The sequence below is a fragment of the Xanthomonas sp. NCPPB 1754 genome (assembly GCF_041475725.2).
Taxonomy (GTDB): Bacteria; Pseudomonadota; Gammaproteobacteria; order Xanthomonadales; family Xanthomonadaceae; genus Xanthomonas; species Xanthomonas euvesicatoria.
In genome coordinates this window covers 2,504,906-2,522,746 of record NZ_CM192982.1, presented here as the reverse complement: position 1 = coordinate 2,522,746, position 17,841 = coordinate 2,504,906, and the positions used below count along the sequence as shown (strand labels likewise).

The following is a 17,841-nucleotide window of genomic DNA, read 5'->3' as shown; positions in this document are numbered from 1 at the left end:
GCGTTAGTGCAGGCGTTGCACAAAAAAACAGCGGCCCGAAGGCCGCTGTTTCGATGTTGACGTGGCCTGTTATCCCAACAGGCCACCCAATCAAGTCACCTGGCCATCAGTGATCGCCACGCGGCTTGTTGCTGTCGTCATCCTGCACCTGGTCGGCGTCGGTCGATGGAGCAGCCGGCTTGACTGGTTCGGACACGACCACCGTCGGCTTGGGCTTGCCTGCCTGCAACTCCTGCGCTGCTGCAGGGTCTGCCGGAGGCTTGCTGGCCGAGGAGGCTGCTGGCGCAGCATCGTTCGGGCTCAGCGCATCGAGCATGGTGGTCTGCACCGGAGCATACGGCTTGCGTGCGGGCGCGGTGTCCGCACTTGGGCTTGCCTGCACAACCGTCGAGGTCGAGGTCATTGCCACCTCGGCCGATGGCGCCTGCGAAGCAGACTGCTCGGCGTGCGGCGACGTCACCGTGACTACTGCGGCCTGCGATGCCGGCGTAGCCGCCGCAGGTGCCGGTAGGTCGTCAGCAGGCGTTGCCCGTGCCGGCTGCACCGGCGCTGCCTGTACCGAAGGCGCTGCCACGTCCGCCGACACAGCGCGCTGCTGGTGGTCGGCCTTCGCGGCCTCGGCGTCGGCGGCAGGTACAGCCGCACTTGCCGGCGCCGAGGGCGCAGGTTGGTGCTGGCTGCTTGTCGCCGCATCGTTGGTCACAGGCGATGCAATAGCCGGTGCCGAAGCCGCGGCAGCCGCCACCGCTGCCGTCGGTGCAGTCCCGGCAGCGGGAGCCACTGCAGGTGCCGGCGTGGATGCCACTGGCGCAGGGGCGGCAAGCGGAGCCGGGGTAGCGGACGCCTGCTGTGCGACCGGCGCGGGGCGCTGTTCTGCAGCCTGCGCTGCAGCACCCTCGGTGCTGGCAGCCGTCGACGCTGTGACAGCCGGCGCGGGTTTGGCTGGTGCGTCGGTAGCAGCGACGGGCGCAGCAGGGCGCTCGCGGGCGGCTTCGGCAACGGGTGCTGCCGAAGGCTGCGATGCCGGCACGGTATTGGAAATCGGCGCGGTGGTCGAAGCTGTATCACTGCCGCCCTGTGGCTCTGCGCGCTCCTTGGGAACCGGACGCGGCTTGGCGGTTGCCTGGGCAGCGGATTCCGACTTGGCGCGCACCGCCGGTGCCGGTGCCTCATCGTCGAAATCGAACTCCGGCTGGCCGGCGCGCGGTGCGCCCGATACATGCGCATGAGCACCGGCGTCGTCGCCTTCGCTGTCGCCATCGAGATCGTTGTCGGCATCGCTGTCCAGATCGTCGCCTTCCAGGCCATCGACGCTGGTACCACCTTCTCCGTTGGCACCGGCGCCACGACGACGACGACGGCCACCACGACGGCCGCGGCGGCGACGGCTTCCACCTTCGCCATTGGCTGCATCGTCGCCTGCGGCATCCTGGGCCGGTGCAGTTGCATTTGAGTCGGCGCCACGATCAGCGGTGGATTCGCTCACCATGACATCGACAGGATGCGCCTGCGCCGCTTCATTGGCGTTGGTCTGCGCATTGGTGGGTGCAGCGGCGTCGGCAATGGCGGCCACCACGCTCGACGTGGTGGCCGTTGCGGCAGTGGAGGTCACGGTTTGCGCCGCTGCCGTACCCTCATCCTGGCGTGCCGGACGCGGCTGCCGCTCGGCAGGCGCGCCGTCCTGCTGTGCCGGCGCACGTGGCGGGCGTGGGCTCTGGTTCTGCGGCTTGGACTTCTGCTGCTGCGGTTGCTGCTGCTTTGACGCCTGCGTTTCATTGCGCGGCGGCTTAGGCGCCTGCACCTGCTGTGCCTGTGCGCCATTCTGCGCGCCCTGGGCGCTGGCAGGCTGGCGACGCTCGTCACGGCGTTCCTTATTGGCGCCGTTGCCATTGCCGCCATTGCCACGTTGCTGGTTGCCACCATTGCCGCCATTACGGGCATCGCGACCATCGCGGCGCTGACCGCCACGCTCGCCGCGTTCGCCACGGTTATTGCGGCCGGCATCGTTCTGGCGCGGACGCGGGGTCGACTCCGGGGTCGGGGCGACGGGCTCGACCCCGCCGAAGATCCGCTTCAGCCAGCCCACAACACCGGTGACCGGTGCCGGAATGGGCACGGTCACCACTGGCGCCGGCGCAGCGATGGGCGCGACCGGGGCAGGGGCTTCTTCGCGAACCGGTGCCGGTTGGCTCGGCTTGATCGACGTGACCGCCGGGGCTGCGGGAATATTCAACTGCGCCTTGGTCAGTGCATGCACCGGCAGTTTGCGCGGGGTGCCGCGCTGGTAGCTCGGCTTGCCGCTCTCTTCGCCCAGCTCGTTCTCGCGCAGGCGCGTGACTTCGTAGTGCGGGGTGTGCAGTTGCTCGTCGGCGACGATGATGATCGGCGACTCATGGCGCTGCTCGATTTCACGCAGTGCGCTGCGCTTTTCGTTGAGCAGGTAGTTGGCGATTTCCACCGGCGCCTGGACCAGCACCTGCCCGGTGTTTTCCTTCATGGCGTGCTCTTCTGCCACGCGGATGATTGACAGCGACAGCGACTCGACGCTGCGCATGCGGCCATGGCCATCGCAACGCGGACAGACGATCTGGCTGGATTCGCCCAGGCTCGGTCGCAGCCGTTGACGGCTCATTTCCATCAGGCCGAAACGCGAGATACGGCCCAGCTGCACGCGTGCGCGGTCGTACTTGAGTGCGTTCTGCAGCCTGTTTTCGACTTCGCGCTGGTGCTTGGACGAGGCCATGTCGATGAAGTCGATGACCACCAGGCCACCCAGGTCACGCAGGCGCAGCTGGCGTGCGACTTCTTCGGCCGCTTCCAGATTGGTCTGGAACGCGGTTTCTTCGATATCGCTGCCCTTGGTAGCGCGCGAGGAGTTCACGTCGACGGCGGTCAGCGCTTCGGTCTGGTCCACCACGATCGAGCCGCCCGAGGGCAGGCGCACGTTGCGCTCATAGGCGCCTTCGATCTGCGATTCGATCTGGAAGCGATTGAACAGCGGGATATCGTCGGTGTAGTGCTTGAGCTTGCGCAGGCTCTGCGGCATCACCTGCTTCATGAATTCCTGGGCGTCGGCGTAGAGCTCCGGCGTATCGACCAGGATCTCGCCGATATCGGCGCGCAGGTAGTCGCGCAGGGCGCGGATGATCAGGCGCGATTCCTGGTAGATCAGGAACGCGGCCGGCTTGCTTAGCGCAGCTTCGGCAATCGCCTTCCAGGTCTGCAGCAGGTAGTCCAGATCCCACTGCAGTTCTTCGGCATCGCGGCCCACGCCGGCAGTGCGGATGATCACGCCCATGTCGTCAGGAATGTCGAGCTTGTCCAGCGCTTCCTTCAACGCGGCACGGTCTTCGCCCTCGATGCGGCGCGAAACGCCACCGGCGCTCGGCGAATTGGGCATCAGCACCATGTAGCGGCCGGCCAGCGAGATGAACGTGGTCAGGGCGGCGCCCTTGTTGCCACGCTCTTCCTTGTCCACCTGCACGACGATTTCCTGGCCTTCGCGCAGCAGCTCACGAATGGTCGACTTGTTATGGTCGACGCCGGCCTGGAAATAATCGCGGGAAATTTCCTTCAGCGGCAGGAAGCCATGACGCTCGGCGCCATAGTCCACGAACGCCGCTTCCAGGGAAGGCTCTAGCCGGGTGATACGGCCCTTGTAGATGTTGGACTTCTTTTGTTCCTTGGACGGCTGTTCGATGTCGATGTCGTACAGGGTCTGGCCGTCCACAATCGCCACGCGCAGCTCTTCGGCCTGCGTTGCGTTGATCAGCATTCGCTTCATTGTTGCGTTCCTCACGCGCTCTACCGCGCGGAACGCCGTGACGTTTCGCCTCTGGAACAGCTTGTCGGCCCTTCGCGCAACGCGCGGACAGGCCTGACCAGAGTTTCCAGCGCTGCAACACCACGGCAGGCCGCGGGAGCGCTTGTTTAAGTTTTATAGGTGTTTCAGGGCCGGCAGCCGCGTCCGGACAAACCGGGGCAGCGCACGGGACATGTTCAGCGCAGCGGTCAAAAACCGCTGGCGATGGCCGGGTAGGCCGGTGAGCCGCTAACATGGCCGCCCCGGGGGCGGTGGTCGCGCACTGTGCCGGAATCATCGGAAGTCAGGCTTCTGGCCAATCAACTTCCAACAAAATCAAACCCTTATCTCGCTCGCCGAGTGTAACAGAATAAAGAGCCGGATGACCGACCCCCAGCCCCCCAAGCCGCCGGCCGACCGCGTCGGCGTGCGCATTCTCAAAGTTCCGGAAGACCGTGCTGGGCAGCGGCTGGACAATTTCCTGCTTGGCCAGCTCAAGGGCGCTCCGCGTAGCCTGATCTACAAGCTGGTGCGCAGCGGTCAGGTGCGCGTGAATGGCGGGCGTGCCAAGGCCGAACGCAAGCTCGAGGGCGGCGAAGAAGTGCGGATTCCGCCGGTGCGCATCAACGAAGAGGGCGACAAGGCCGCGCCGCCGTCATCATTCATGGCGCGGCTGGAAGCGGCAATCGTGTTCGAGGATGCGCGCCTGCTTGCCCTGAACAAGCCGTCCGGGGTTGCCAGCCATGGCGGCAGCGGGATCAGCTTTGGCGCCATTGAAACGCTGCGGGCGCTGCGCCCGAACCAGAGCCTGGAACTGGTGCACCGGCTTGATCGCGATACGTCCGGCCTATTGATCGTGGCCAAGAAGCGCTCGGCGCTGACCGAGCTGCAGGCCCTCATGCGTGAAGACGACCGCGTCGAAGGGCGTGGCATCACCAAGCGCTACCTGACCCTGCTGGTGGGCCGCATGCCCGACGGCGTGATGACCGTGGACGCGCCGCTGCACATCGGCCTGCGCCAGGGAGGGGAGCGGCATGTGCAGGTGAATGCGATCGGCAAGCCGTCGCTGAGCCATTTCAAGTTGCTGGAACGGCGCGGCGGCCATTCCTATTGCGAAGTGCGCATCGAGACCGGTCGCACCCACCAGATTCGCGTGCATGCCCAGCACCTGGGGCACCCGGTGGCCGGCGACGAGAAATACGGTGAGGCAGACGTCAACAAGCGCCTACGCGACCAGCTTGGTTTGAAGCGGCTGTTCCTGCATGCCGCATCGCTGGAATTCGCACTGGATGCCGGCAAGACGCCGTACGTGTTGAGCGCGCCATTGGCGCCAGAGCTCGCCGAGGCCCTAGACCAGCTCGGTCGCTGACGCAGCCATGGCGGCTGCGCCAGCGCGGCTGGCTCAGCCTTCGTGGCGATGGTCGTGATGTTGCGGCTGCGCCGACGGATGCGGGCGTTGCTGGTGCATATCGGCTTGATGGGTCGGAGCGGCACGCGGCGGGGCGAAGGACGCCATCCGCTGCATGCGCTGCTGCGGCTCTGCCTTCATGACCGGGCGCGGTTCGTCACGCGGCTGCGACGGCTGCGCATGTTCGACACGCGGCACTGCCGCGGATGCAAACTGCTGATGAGGCGCCAGCTGCCGCTGCTCTTGCACGGGCGGCTTCCATTGCGCAGGTTGGGCTTGGGCTCGGAACTGGCTGTCGCGGGCGTCGCGGCTCGCAAATGCATCGCGCGGCGGCATGCCGGCATGTGCGCGGTTGGCTGCAGCTGCCTGTTCCTGCGCTGCCCGCGACTGTGCGTGCATCTGCGCCATGTGCTGTTGTGCGGCCTGCAAGTCATTTACCCGTGCAGGCGTTGCAGCCGAGGCGAATGCCGGTACTTGCACGCGCGGCGAACGCATCCCGGAGGGCAATGGCTGCATCGGATGGCTCGCAGCTGTCAGGGGCGCAACATGCGCCAACGGCGATGGCGATGGCGATGCGTTCAGCGTTACCGGACGGCCTGGTTGCAGCATCTGTGCATTGAAATGCGGTGTGGTCAGATGCGCATAGTCGGGCGGGCGATGCAGTTGGGCGGGCGAAGGCGCTGGCGTGGCCGCTCCTGCAAACGCACCAAGCCCACGTGCGCTGGCGACTGCTGCCGGTAGAGCGGCCGCCTGCGCCGCATGGAAGTTGGCTGGGGACATCCCGGCCACAGGCGCGGATGTCGAATTGGACCAATGGCGCTGATCCTGATTCACGTACGAGCGTGAATCGACATACGTATTTCGGTTGTTGATGATGGTGGTGCGCGGCGCATAGACATGGTTCTGGTAGACCACATAATGCGGTGCGGCCGGCGGCGCGTTCCAATCCACACCCCAGCTGTTCCAGCCCCAGCGGTGCCAGACAGGCGCCGGCTCGGCCCAGCCGAACCAACCGTGATGGTGCTCGAGTGCGCCGCCCACCAATACGCCGACGCCGAAGGACACCAGGCCGGTGGTGACGACGTCGCCTTCGTCGTACCAGCGGACCGGGCGGTAGCGATACTCCCTGTAGACATCGACCGGCGCGCCGTAGACCACGCCGGGATCGTAGCGCGGCACGTACACCACATCCGGTTGCGCTGGTTCGATGGTGATCACCTGCGAGGGCGGCGGGATGCGGCCCTCATCCAGAATGGGCGTCACCACCACGTGGCGCGCCACCTGCACTTGCTGTTGCGGCGTACTGTGCAGATGGCCGCTGGCCTGGGCGCGTTGGCGCATGATCTGCACCGCGTTGAGCACATCGTTGGGATCGTGGGCGTAGGCATCGCCGAGCGCACGCGTCCAATCCAGATTGCCAGCCAGTTGGGCCACCACGTCGGGAAAGGCGGTCAGTGCCTTGATGCTCGGGTCCCACGATTGCGACACCGTGGCCTGCGCGCGATCTGCAGCGCTCAAACCGCTATTGCTGCGTAGCCATTCCTGTGCGGTGACCACTTGATCGGGATACACCGACGCCGCCAAGGTTTGCGCCAGCAACTTGTCTGGAAACAGGGCAATCGGCGCGACCAGTTGGTAAAGCTGGTCCGCCGTGGGCGGCGTGTAAGCCGGCGCTGCCATCGCGCTGGGAGGCGGCGGAGGCTCGGCGGCGGCCGGCGCCGGTGCGTCGGTGCGTTGGCAGCCGCCGAGTGCAATCAGGCCAGTGGATGCGATCGACAGCGCCAAGGCAAGGCGCCCTTGTGACCATGTGCGTTGCATACGGCACCTCGCTGTGTGTGCGTTGATGACGCGCGTACCATGCGCCGGCTTGAATGTCTGGAACCTTTCTAGAACTTGGCTTCAGTCGACCAGGCGCGACGGTGTTCAGCAGACATGCGGGAAACAGCACCTCACGCAGGTGCGCTGCGTGGCATGCGGTTGATTTCAGGCGGGCGGGCGCGTCGGCTCGTCACGGGCAACACAGCGATCGGGCTGCTGTAGCGGCATTGTCTGCACTTGCTGCAACAGACTTCGCGCCAGGCCATCTCGAGTGGTGATGCCCGCGCATGACGCGCTTCACGGGGTTGCGAAACGGAACAACACCAGGCTGATCGCCAGCGTTCCCATGCCCGAGACCAGGCCATACACGGTCTCGTGACCTTGTGCGTAGCGCTTGGCAGCCGGCAGTAATTCGTCCAGCGCCAGAAACACCATGACCCCGGAGATCAGCCCGAACACGGTGCCGAAGACCGCATCCGAGAGCACGCTGGACAAGGCCAGATATCCGATGCCTGCACCGACCGGTTCGGCCAACCCGCTGAGCAGGCTGGCGCCCACCGCATACAACTTGTTGCGCGTGGCGAAATACACCGGCACCGCGATCGCGATGCCTTCGGGAATATTGTGGATGGCGATCGCGAACGCCAGCGGCATGCCGACCGCCGGGCTTTCAAGCGTGGCGAAGAAAGTCGCCAATCCTTCCGGGAAATTGTGCGCAGTGATCGCGACGGCGGTCATCAGGCCAACCCGGCGGATATAGGCCCGGTTGTCTTCGCGAAACTGCGGATCGTCGCTGGACAAACTCTGGTGCGGATTCGGCACCAGGCGGTCGATCAGCATGATCAGCAGCATGCCGCCCAGAAAGGTCAGGGTACCGAAGGTAAAGCCGAGCTTGTCGTTGTAGGCATGGGAAAACGCGGCGATCGATTTGTTGAGGATTTCGGTGAGCGACACGTACACCATGGCGCCGCCGGCGAAGGCCAGGCCGAATGCCAACAGGCGCGGATTGGGCTTTTTGGCGAACACCACCATGAGGCTTCCGAGCCCGGTTGCCAGCCCGGCCGCCAGCGTGACCGCAAGCGCGATCCAGAGATTGTGTGATGACACTGCAAGCATGTGGCGCGACGTCCTCGTGGAATGAAGAACTTCCTGCGGAGAGCGTGGCAACTGCAGCTCGCCAGATACGCACACCCCTCCGCGGAAGCAGGATGGCCATGCCGCGATGACGAAGACGTGGTGTCGAAGACGAAAAGCAGCGCCTCTGCGCCAGCGTCAGGCAGGGGCGACACTCAAGCGCGCGAACAAGGCGCTGTTGCTCATGCGCTGGTGTCGATGCGCTTGTGCCGTGCGGAAATAAGGCGTCACCGACCTGCGCGGTCCTCAGCCGCCGCGGCGTGCGCGTTCCTCGATGGCGAAACATTCGTTCGGACGCGGCACCGGCGGCTTGAACGAGACCGGCACCTGGATGGTCTGCGGCACGGCCTGGCCATTGCGGGTGGCGGCCTTGAACTGCCACTCGCGCACGCGCGTCAGGGCCGCTTCGTCGAGCACGGGCTGACCGCTGCTCTGTGCCACCGAGACATCGGTCGGGGTGCCCTGGGTGCCGACCACGACCCGTAGCACGGTCGTGCCGCCCACACCGGCGCAGGCCAGCTGCGGCGAATATTCCGGCGGCGGCGTCTTCAGGGCGGCCAGCTCGGTGGGCGCGACAGTGGGCGCGGCGGCCTGCTGTGGCGACTTGCCGCAGCCAGCAAGGCCGGTGGCGACGACGAGGCCGGCGAACGCGGCGCAATACATGTTCATGCAGTGATTCCCTGATCGTAGAGCTGCGCGGTCTTGGCCGCGCAGATGAAGTCGTTTTCGCTCAGTCCGCCCACGTCATGGGTGGAATAGCGCACCACGACGCGGTCGTAATGCACGCCCAGGTCGGGGTGGTGGTCTTCGCGATGGGCGATCCAGGCCAGCGCATTCACAAAGGCCAGGGTGCGGTAATAGTCGGCGAAGCGGAACGTGCGCGTGAGCGCCATGCCGGCCTCGGCCAGCTCCCAGCCGGGCACCTGTGGCAGCAGCTCGGTCAGGCGCGCCTCGCCCAGCTTGTGGTCGCTGCCTTTGCGCGGGAGGCAGTGGGCCTGCTCCAGGGGAATCAGATCGGTCATGACGGTCTCGCAGGGGTGGCGGACGGCGCGCCCACCAGGATCACGGTGTTCCATGAGCGAGGGCGCTTTGGGCGCTAGAATAACCCGCATGATCCAGATATCCGACAAAGCCCAGACCTATTTCCGCAAGCTCATCGAACGTGAGGGCGTGCCCGGCATGGGCGTGCGCCTGAGCGCGGTGGATGCGGGTACCCCACGTGCCGATGCCCGGCTTGAGTTCGCCGAACCGGCGGACCTGAGCGGCGACGAATGGGCGATCGACTGCGATGGTTTCACCTTGTATGTCGTCGCTGCCAGCGTGCCGTGGATGGACGGGGCCGAAATCGACTACGTCACCCAGTCTACCGGCAACCAGCAGCTCACCATCAAGGCGCCCAAGATCAAGGGCGAAGCGCCCGCAGAGTCGGCTTCGATGGTGGAGCGTGTGCGCTGGGTGGTGGAAAACGAAATCAACCCGCAGTTGGCATCGCATGGCGGGCGCGTGGCCGTGCAGGAAGTCTCCGCCGACGGCGTGGTATTGCTGCGCTTCGGCGGCGGTTGCCACGGCTGCGGCATGGCCGACGTGACCTTGAAGCAGGGCATCGAAAAGACCTTGATGGGGCGCGTGCCCGGCGTGACTGCGGTGCGCGATGCGACCGACCACGCCACCGGCGACGCTCCCTACATTCCGCGCGACAGCGCGGCCTGATTCCGCGCCACCGGTGACAACGGCTGCCGATCTGCTGCAGGCACTGCGCGCGCGCATGCCCGGCAAGCTCATTCTGGATCGGCGCACCGGCCTTCCGTATGGCTGGGGCATCTGGATGGGCAACCGCAAGGACGCGGCTGCGCCATTCAACGATGACCACGTCATGGATGTGCTGTTGGCGCGTGGGCAGCCGACACGGAGTGCGGTGACCGGCGTCTCCCTGCTGTCGCCATTCCAGGCGTTCCGCAGCCTGTGGTGGCAACACTGGGACCCGCGGCCGAAGGATCAGCGTCGGCAGCACTGGCTGGCGGTGCTTGGCAGTTTCCTCATCCACCTCGGTTTTGGTGCGCTGCTCATCTGGGTGGTCACCGTGCGCTGGGCGCCGGAAGAAACCAAGCCCGGCGACGAATTGCGGGTGCGCATGACCTTGATCGGTGAAGGGGCTGAAGCGCAGGGCGGCGGGGAAGGTCAACCTGCGGCCGAGGCATCGACGCAGGCGGCTGCAACTGCGGCGTCTTCGCCAGCGCACGCGGGTGCATCGGCGGCGAACAGCGAACCAGCTCCATCGCCGACACCGACACCGACGCCAGTGCCGCCAGCTGCCGACCCTGTGGAGCGCCCCGACACGGCCCAGGTACCGGAACATGCGCCGGAACCGGTGCAAGCGGCCAGCGAACCCGTCACCGCGGATATTCCGCAGGTGACGGTGCAGGTGCCGCCGGTGACGATCGAATCGCCGCTGCAGGTCACCGAAACCCCGGTCGCCACCAACGACTTTGTCGTCCCACCGCCGCCAACGATCACGCTGACGCCGCGTGCGATCGAGCGGGCGGCGCCGCAGATTGAAGTGCGTCAACGCGACATCCAGACGGTGACCGAACGCCCGCAGATGCGCGAACTGCAGCGTCCGACCACGGATGTTGCGGTGCGCTCTGCCACTGCGCCAACAGTGCGCGAGCGCGACATCGTCATCCCCGAGCGCCCGCAAATCCCCGCGCCGGCTGCGCGCCTGCGTGAGATCTCGCCGACCGTGCGCATGCCTGACGTTGCGGTGCGTCCCGCAGAGCTGCCGAACGTGCCGGATCCGGCGCCTGCGCCGGTGGCGGCGACGCCTGTCGTGCCAGCGACGCCTGCGACTCCCGACCCACGGCCGGCCACCGTGGCGGCGCCATCCGCGCAAGCAGCCGCGCAACCTGCACAGTCGCAGGCCAGTCCTGCCCGGTCCGAACGTTCCAGCAGCGCGCCAGCCGCTGCATCGTCGCCCGCCAAGCCAGCCGCCAGCGGTCATGCCGGCCCGGCGCCTGCCGATCGCAGCGGCGGGTGGGACGTGGCCGCCAACGCCGACGACTGGAGCAAGTCCGACCGCAATCGGCAAGGCGACACGACGGGTGGCAACACCCAGCGCAACGGCATGTTCAATGCCGATGGCAGCATCAAGGTGGCCACCGGAGCCGGTGATGCCGGCCAGGGTGCAGGTGACCGCGGACCACCAGGCAGCGAGACCGATACCTGGACCCGCGACCAGATTGCCCAGGGCGGCACCTGGCTTAAACGTCCGCCGTACGGCTACACGCCGACATCGCTGGACAAGTACTGGATGCCGAACCAGACGCTGCTGCAGGAATGGGTGCGGCGCGGCCTGAAGAAGATCGAGATTCCGATTCCTGGCACGACCACCAAGATCAGTTGCGTGGTGTCCCTGCTGCAATTCGGCGGCGGTTGCGGCTTGAGCGACCCCAATCTCAACGATCAACCGGCTATCGCACGCCCACCGCCGGACGTGCCGTTCAAGCGTGAGTTGCAGGAAGACAAGGGCGCGCTGCCCCATAACGGCGGGTGAGCGTGACGCGCGATGGCGTGCGGCGATGTCTGCCTGAGTGCACAGATCGGCCCTGCGCCCCTTCGCTTCACGGTGCGCTTGCGCGCCTCCGGGCGCGTGGACATGCATTGTCTGCATCAGCCGCCGAGAGCGCAGGATGCGGGGACGCTCGTCCATCGGCTGCAGACCGTGCCGGCCACCGGCGAACCGGTTTGCCGCCTCGATAAAAACCGATCGCTCAAACTGCGGAAACGCGATACATCGCGTGGTGTTCCGGCTGGTGGCGACGGTGACGGTGGCGCCAGCGGCTCGCGGCTAGGGAGATTGCACTCTCGAACCGGAACGTGCGCCTTCCAGGAACGAGGTCAGGACCGCACGCACGACCGATGCCTGTGCCAGACGGCCGGTGGCCACTGCCCAACCGGCTCCGAACAGGCACGAGAGGTAGAAGTCGCTCCACCAGGACGCCGGCATTTCGATACCGAACACGCCGCGCTGCTGGCCGTGCAAGAAGAAAGCATCCAGATGCGCCTGGAACGACTCCCACTCCGGCGCGGCGTAATAGGTGTTGCCGCGTTCGGCGCCCTCCATGCCCATCTCGTTGACGATGTAGATGACCAGATCCAGGTCTTCCACCAAGGCGTGCGTCATGCGTCGCAGGCTTGCCATGGGATCGGGCAGGGCATCGTTGGGCAGGGCCGCCTGCAGACGCAGCCACGCTTCGGCGGTGACCTTCTCCACGATTGCCGCGCGGGTCGGGGCAAAGCGGTACAGCGTCGCGCGGCTGATCCCCGCGCCACCGGCCAGCTCGGTGAGATTGCTGCGTGGGCGGCGGGTCAGCGTTGCGGCCAGCAGGCGGATAAGGCGTTGGTCGTCCTGGCTCATACGCTTGAAAAACGAGTGAAGCAGGGATGATACAGGTTCTTTTGAAATGATCCTTATGAATCATATTTGATTCATAAGGATCTATGGCGCATCATTGCCGCGTCATCCATTGGACCCCGCGCTGTGACAGCCCAACGCGCTTACCGTTTCTTTTCGCTGTGCGCCTTCCTTCCGTTCGCACTGGCCGCCTGCGGCAAAGCCGCTCCATCCGCTGAGTCTTCGGTTGCACCTGCGGTGGAAATCGCCACCGCGCAGGCGCGCAAGGTGTTGCAGACCACCGATCTGCCCGGCCGTGTTTCGCCGATGCGCGTAGCGCAGGTTCGTGCGCGCGTGGCCGGCGTGGTGCTGGCACGCCGGTTCGAAGAAGGTTCGGACGTCAGGGCCGGGCAGGTGTTGTTTCAGATCGACCCCGCGCCGTTCGAGGCCGCGGTGGCGCGCGCACGCGGGGAGCTGAGGCGTAGCGACGCCGAGCTGGAAAATGCCGCCGCCCAGTTCGAACGCAGCCAGCAACTGGTGCAGCGGCAGGTGATCAGCCGGCAGGACTTCGACACCGCCCGCAGCAATTTCAAAAGCACCCAGGCAGCCGTGGCGTCGGCGCGTGCGGCGCTGAAAACCGCGCAACTGGAGCTGGGCTTCGCCACGGTGCGTGCGCCGATCGACGGCCGCATCGGGCGGGCGCTGGTCACCGAGGGCGCGCTGGTCGGGCAGGGGGGCGAGGCGACAGAAATGGCGCTGATACAACAGCTCGATCCGATCTTCGCCGACTTCAATCGTCCGGTCGCCGAAGCGCTGAAGTTGCGCGGTCGCGCCCGCAAAGGCGAGGCGCCGCTCAAGGTCGTCATCGACATTCCTGAGCTCGGCGAGACACGCGAGGGCGACCTGCTGTTCGCGGACATGCGGGTGGACGAAACAACCGATACGGTGTCGCTGCGCGCGCAATTCGACAACCGCGACAACCTGTTGCTGCCGGGGATGTTCGTGCGCGTGCGCACGCCGAACGGTACCGCCAGCGACGCGGTCTACGTGCCACAGCGGGCGATTCAGCGGCGACCGGGCGGCAGCGCTGCGGTGATGGTCGTGGGCGCCGACGGCAGGGCCGAACTGCGCGATGTCCGAACCGGCGCGATGGTCGGCACCGACTGGCAGATACTCGAAGGGCTGAAGGCCGGTGAGCGCTACATCGCCTCAGGCGCGACGCGGATCCAGCCTGGTGCCGTGTTGAACGCCGCGCACTGAACCACTCCTTCATTCCGCCTGTGCGGGCGCGTGGCGCCCCGGTGACCGTCCATGTCCCGATTCTTTATCGACCGCCCCAACTTCGCGTGGGTGGTTGCGATTTTCATCTCGCTCGCCGGCCTGCTGGCATTGCGCACCTTGCCTGTCGAAAAATATCCGGAAGTGGCGCCGCCGCAGATCAGCATTTCTGCCACCTATCCCGGCGCGTCGGCCCAGGTCGTCAACGACGCGGTGACCAGTGTCATCGAGCAGGAGCTCAACGGCGCGCGCGACATGCTGTATTACGACTCCAGCAGCTCCAACGGCAGTGCGCAGATCACCATCACGTTCCAGCCCGGCACCGATCCCAACATCGCCCAGGTGGACGTGCAGAACCGCATTCGTCAATCCGAATCGCGACTGCCGGCAGCGGTGACGCAACTTGGCTTGCAGGTCGAACAGACCACTGCCGGCTTCCTGATGCTGTATTCGCTGGTCTACAAGGATGCGACCGCCGCGCAGGACGTGGTGCGCCTGAACGACTACGCGGCCAGAGTGGTCAACGACGAGATCCGCCGTGTTCCCGGCGTGGGACGCGTGCAGTTCTTCGGCGCCGAAGCGGCGATGCGGGTGTGGGTGGACACCCAGGCATTGCGCGGCTATGGGCTGAGCATTGTCGACGTCAATAACGCGATCCGTGCGCAAAACCTGCAAGTGGCAGCCGGTAGCCTGGGCGAACGCCCAGGCGCGCATGATCAGGAATTGACCACCACGCTGGTGGTGCGCGGCCTGATGGAATCGCCGCAGGAATTTGGCCAGATCATCCTGCGTGCCCAGACCAATGGCGCGGTGGTGCATCTGTCGGACGTGGCGAAGCTGGAACTTGGATTGGAGAACTACCAGTTCGATGTGCAGGAAAACGGTGGCCCGGCCGCCGGCGCGGCAGTGCAGCTGGCGCCAGGCGGCAATGCCGTCGCCACCGTGGCGGCGGTGCGCCAGCGCCTGCAAGAACTCTCGCAGCGTTTTCCGGCAGACATCACCTACTCGGTGCCCTTCGATAGTTCGACCTTCGTCAATGTGGCAATCAGGAAGGTGCTTCACACCTTGCTCGAAGCGATGGCGTTGGTGTTCCTGGTGATGTTCGTGTTCCTGCAGAACATCCGCTACACCTTGATCCCGGCGATCGTGGTGCCGGTGTGCCTGTTGGGCACGTTCGCGATGATGAAGCTGCTGGGTTTCTCGGTGAACATGATGAGCATGTTCGCGATGGTGCTGGCGATCGGCATCCTGGTGGACGATGCGATTGTGGTGGTAGAGAACGTCGAGCGCCTGATGGCCGGCGAAGGCCTGTCGCCGCGCGATGCCTCGATCAAGGCGATGACGCAGGTGGGCGGTGCGATCGTCGGCATCACCCTGGTGCTCACCGCGGTGTTTTTGCCGCTCGCCTTCATGAGCGGTTCGGTCGGCGTGATCTACCGACAGTTCTCCGCAGTGCTCGCCGTCTCGATCCTGTTTTCCGGTTTCCTGGCGCTGACCATGACACCGGCGCTGTGCGCGACCTTCCTGGTACCCATCGACGGCCGCCATGAAAAGCAGGGATTCTTCGCTTGGTTCGACCGCAACTTCAGCGCGCTGACGTCGCGTTTCGATCGTTTGAACCATCGCTTGGTGCGCCGTGCCGGGCGCTACATGCTGGTGTACGCCGTGCTGCTTTGCGCGCTTGGGCTGGCATACGTGCGGCTGCCGGAGGCCTTCGTACCGCAGGAAGACGAGGGCTACATGATCGTGGACATGCAGTTGCCGCCCGGCGCCAGCTACAGCCGTACGCGCGCGGCCGGGCAACAGGTCAACGATTACCTCGCCGCGCGGCCGAGCATGCAGGACGTGACGCTGGTGTACGGTTTCAGTTTCTCCGGAAGCGGCGCCAATGCGGCCATGGCCTTTCCGTCACTGAAAGACTGGAGCGAACGCGGCGACAGCGAATCGGTGGCCAGCGAAGTGGCGGCCGCCAACGCGGCGCTGGGACGCATCAGCGACGCGACCATCATGGCCGTGATGCCGCCACCGATCGAAGGCCTGGGCAATTCCGGCGGTTTCTCGCTGCGCGTGCAGGACCGCGGCAATCTTGGGCGCGACGCGCTGATGCAGTCGGTGAACCAGTTGCTGCATGCGGCCAATCAGTCGCCCAAGCTGGCATACGCGATGGTGGAAGGTCTTGCCGATGCGCCGCAGCTGCGCCTGGAAGTGGATCGCGGCAAGGCCGAAGCGCTGGGCGTGAGCTTTCAGAGTGCGATGGAGGTGCTGTCCAGCGCGTTCGGCTCGACGATCGTCAACGATTTCGTCAACCGCGGTCGTCTGCAACGGGTGGTGGTACAGGGCAATGCAAGCGATCGCGCCACGCCCCAATCACTGGACACGCTGTCTGTCACCAGCAGCACCGGCAAGCAGGTGCCGTTGACGGCGTTGACCACGCAACGGTGGGAGCAGGGGCCGGTGCAGATTGCCCGCTACAACGGCTATGCATCGGTCAATCTCACCGGCGTGGCTGCGCCAGGCATCAGCTCGGGCGACGCGCTGGCGGAAATGGAGCGCCTGGCGACTGCACTTCCCCAGGGCATTGGCTACGAATGGTCTGCACTGTCGTATCAAGAAAAAGCTGCCGGCACACAGGCGCCACTGCTGCTCGGCCTGGCCTTGCTGGTGGTGTTTCTGCTGCTGGTCGCGCTGTATGAGAGTTGGGCGATTCCGTTTTCGGTGATGCTGATCGTGCCGATCGGCGCGATTGGCGCAACCGCCGCGGTGTGGGTGGCCGGCCTTTCCAACGATGTGTACTTCAAGGTCGGCCTGATCACCATCATCGGCCTGGCCGCCAAGAATGCGATTTTGATCGTGGAGTTCGCCAAGGAACTGCATGCGCAGGGCGCGCGCGTGCCGGACGCTGCAATGCAGGCGGCCAGGCTGCGCTTTCGCCCGATCGTGATGACGTCGCTGGCCTTCATTCTCGGCGTGATTCCGCTGGTGATCGCACGCGGTGCGGGTGCAGCGAGCCAGAATGCGTTGGGCACCGGCGTGATCGGCGGCATGCTGGCGGCCAGTACGCTTGGTGTCGTGTTCACCCCGATCTTTTTTACCTGGGTGATGGCGTATGTGGCTGCCCGCAGGAGTGCAGCCGCAAACCCGGCGGAGCCCTCCACATGATCATGCCGGGCGACTGCATGCGGCATCGGTCGATCGTGAGAAGAGGGCGGCAGTAATCGCGATAGCTTTCGTGCCGACCTGACGGCGCCAGCAATCGATCGGCAGGCGCTTCAAAGACCCGAGCCAGTTTGCGGGCGCTGAGCGCGTCTCAGCGCGGACGTTTCGTCTTTAGCTGGCCTGCAGCGCTGAGCAGTCCCAGCGCCCACTCCACGCGCTCTGCTGCGGAGTCGATCAGGCGTGCCGGGTGTTCTCCCAGCAGCGCACGAAGTTGATGCGGCGCAAACACCAGATCGACGAAGTGGCCTGCTAACGCAGAGGGATCGGCGGGTTGATCTTGGCCATCGAGGATCGCCATGCGCACACGTTGCAGCCCGCCTTCCCAGCCGATGCGGTTGACCTCCGCAGCAAGCTCCGGTGCCCGGATGGAGGTGCCGACGACCAAGCGCATCATCGCCACGGTCTGCGGCTGCAGCGCGTGCGCAAGTATTCCTCGACCTGCGAGCCTTAGCCGCCCCTCAAGATCCAGCGGGGCGCTGGGGGCGGCTGGCAGGGGCTGTGTCTGCACATCACGGCGAATCACTGCCTCGAAAATGGCGTCCTTGTTGGCATAGCGCGCGTACAGGCTGGCCTTGCCGGCACCTGCCAGTCGCGCGATGTCGTCGCATGAAGTGTGCTCGAAGCCGCGTTCCAGGAAGAGCTGTAGTGCCGCATCCAGAAGCCGCCGATCGACATCGCCGGCTTTATCGGGTGGCGGCCTGCCGCCTTTGGATTTTTGCTTGACCGCCTTCATCGACGAAACGTTACACGCCACTTGTGCTTTCAACAACTGAACGATATCGTTCAGTTGTTCGC

The 17,841-nt window shown here is 65.6% G+C and carries 12 protein-coding genes; 5 read left to right on the top strand and 7 right to left on the bottom strand.

All coding sequences use genetic code 11. The features are described from left to right. Positions 1 to 106: 106 nt before the first annotated feature. Positions 107 to 3,775: an Rne/Rng family ribonuclease gene (locus ACCQ15_RS11050; protein WP_372381561.1), complete on the bottom strand. Its 3,669-nt coding sequence runs from the start codon at positions 3,773 to 3,775 to the stop codon at positions 107 to 109. A gap of 409 nt (positions 3,776 to 4,184) precedes the next feature. Here ACCQ15_RS11050 and ACCQ15_RS11045 point away from each other — a divergent pair, with 409 nt between their 5' ends. Beyond that, entirely contained in the window at positions 4,185 to 5,171 is a 987-nt protein-coding gene (locus ACCQ15_RS11045) for an RluA family pseudouridine synthase (protein ID WP_008575665.1), read from the top strand. 33 nt (positions 5,172 to 5,204) lie between these two features. On the opposite strand, the gene ACCQ15_RS11040 is transcribed toward ACCQ15_RS11045, so the two are convergent. The 4 genes from ACCQ15_RS11040 to ACCQ15_RS11025 all read right to left on the bottom strand — a co-directional run bounded on the left by ACCQ15_RS11040 (position 5,205) and on the right by ACCQ15_RS11025 (position 9,184). Beyond that, positions 5,205 to 7,028 carry a DUF3300 domain-containing protein gene (locus ACCQ15_RS11040; RefSeq protein ID WP_372356205.1) on the bottom strand — a complete coding sequence of 608 codons (1,824 nt, stop codon included), beginning with the start codon at positions 7,026 to 7,028 and terminating at the stop codon, positions 5,205 to 5,207. A gap of 297 nt (positions 7,029 to 7,325) precedes the next feature. Beyond that, positions 7,326 to 8,144, bottom strand: a complete 819-nt coding sequence (gene zupT / locus ACCQ15_RS11035; RefSeq protein ID WP_372380566.1) for a zinc transporter ZupT — start codon at positions 8,142 to 8,144, stop codon at positions 7,326 to 7,328. A gap of 264 nt (positions 8,145 to 8,408) precedes the next feature. Beyond that, positions 8,409 to 8,831, bottom strand: coding sequence for an energy transducer TonB (locus tag ACCQ15_RS11030; protein ID WP_372380565.1), 423 nt, complete (start codon positions 8,829 to 8,831; stop codon positions 8,409 to 8,411). Then, on the bottom strand, positions 8,828 to 9,184 hold the full coding sequence (locus ACCQ15_RS11025) for a 4a-hydroxytetrahydrobiopterin dehydratase (protein ID WP_011347610.1): 357 nt from the start codon (positions 9,182 to 9,184) through the stop codon (positions 8,828 to 8,830). Before ACCQ15_RS11025 ends, ACCQ15_RS11030 begins: the two co-directional genes overlap by 4 nt. Before the next feature lie 88 nt (positions 9,185 to 9,272). Here ACCQ15_RS11025 and ACCQ15_RS11020 point away from each other — a divergent pair, with 88 nt between their 5' ends. Both ACCQ15_RS11020 and ACCQ15_RS11015 read left to right on the top strand, forming a co-directional pair. Continuing rightward, positions 9,273 to 9,872 (top strand): NfuA family Fe-S biogenesis protein, encoded by a 600-nt coding sequence (locus ACCQ15_RS11020; RefSeq protein WP_008575672.1) that lies wholly within the window; start codon positions 9,273 to 9,275, stop codon positions 9,870 to 9,872. A 13-nt stretch (positions 9,873 to 9,885) separates the two neighbouring features. Continuing rightward, positions 9,886 to 11,712 (top strand): transmembrane repetitive protein, encoded by a 1,827-nt coding sequence (locus ACCQ15_RS11015; RefSeq protein ID WP_372380564.1) that lies wholly within the window; start codon positions 9,886 to 9,888, stop codon positions 11,710 to 11,712. A 294-nt stretch (positions 11,713 to 12,006) separates the two neighbouring features. Here ACCQ15_RS11015 and ACCQ15_RS11010 read toward each other — a convergent pair whose 3' ends face one another. Then, a complete protein-coding gene (locus tag ACCQ15_RS11010) occupies positions 12,007 to 12,576 on the bottom strand; it encodes a TetR/AcrR family transcriptional regulator (RefSeq protein WP_011347612.1) in 570 nt (189 codons plus the stop codon). Between the two features lie 123 nt (positions 12,577 to 12,699). Between ACCQ15_RS11010 and ACCQ15_RS11005 the strand changes: the two genes are divergently transcribed. After that, positions 12,700 to 13,812, top strand: coding sequence for an efflux RND transporter periplasmic adaptor subunit (locus tag ACCQ15_RS11005; protein ID WP_071117840.1), 1,113 nt, complete (start codon positions 12,700 to 12,702; stop codon positions 13,810 to 13,812). A 51-nt stretch (positions 13,813 to 13,863) separates the two neighbouring features. Then, positions 13,864 to 16,989, top strand: coding sequence for a multidrug efflux RND transporter permease subunit (locus tag ACCQ15_RS11000; RefSeq protein ID WP_372380563.1), 3,126 nt, complete (start codon positions 13,864 to 13,866; stop codon positions 16,987 to 16,989). A 148-nt stretch (positions 16,990 to 17,137) separates the two neighbouring features. Here ACCQ15_RS11000 and ACCQ15_RS10995 read toward each other — a convergent pair whose 3' ends face one another. Further along, the gene (locus tag ACCQ15_RS10995) at positions 17,138 to 17,779 is read right to left on the bottom strand and encodes a TetR/AcrR family transcriptional regulator (RefSeq protein WP_008575681.1); all 642 of its coding nucleotides are present in this window, start codon (positions 17,777 to 17,779) and stop codon (positions 17,138 to 17,140) included. Positions 17,780 to 17,841: the final 62 nt, after the last annotated feature.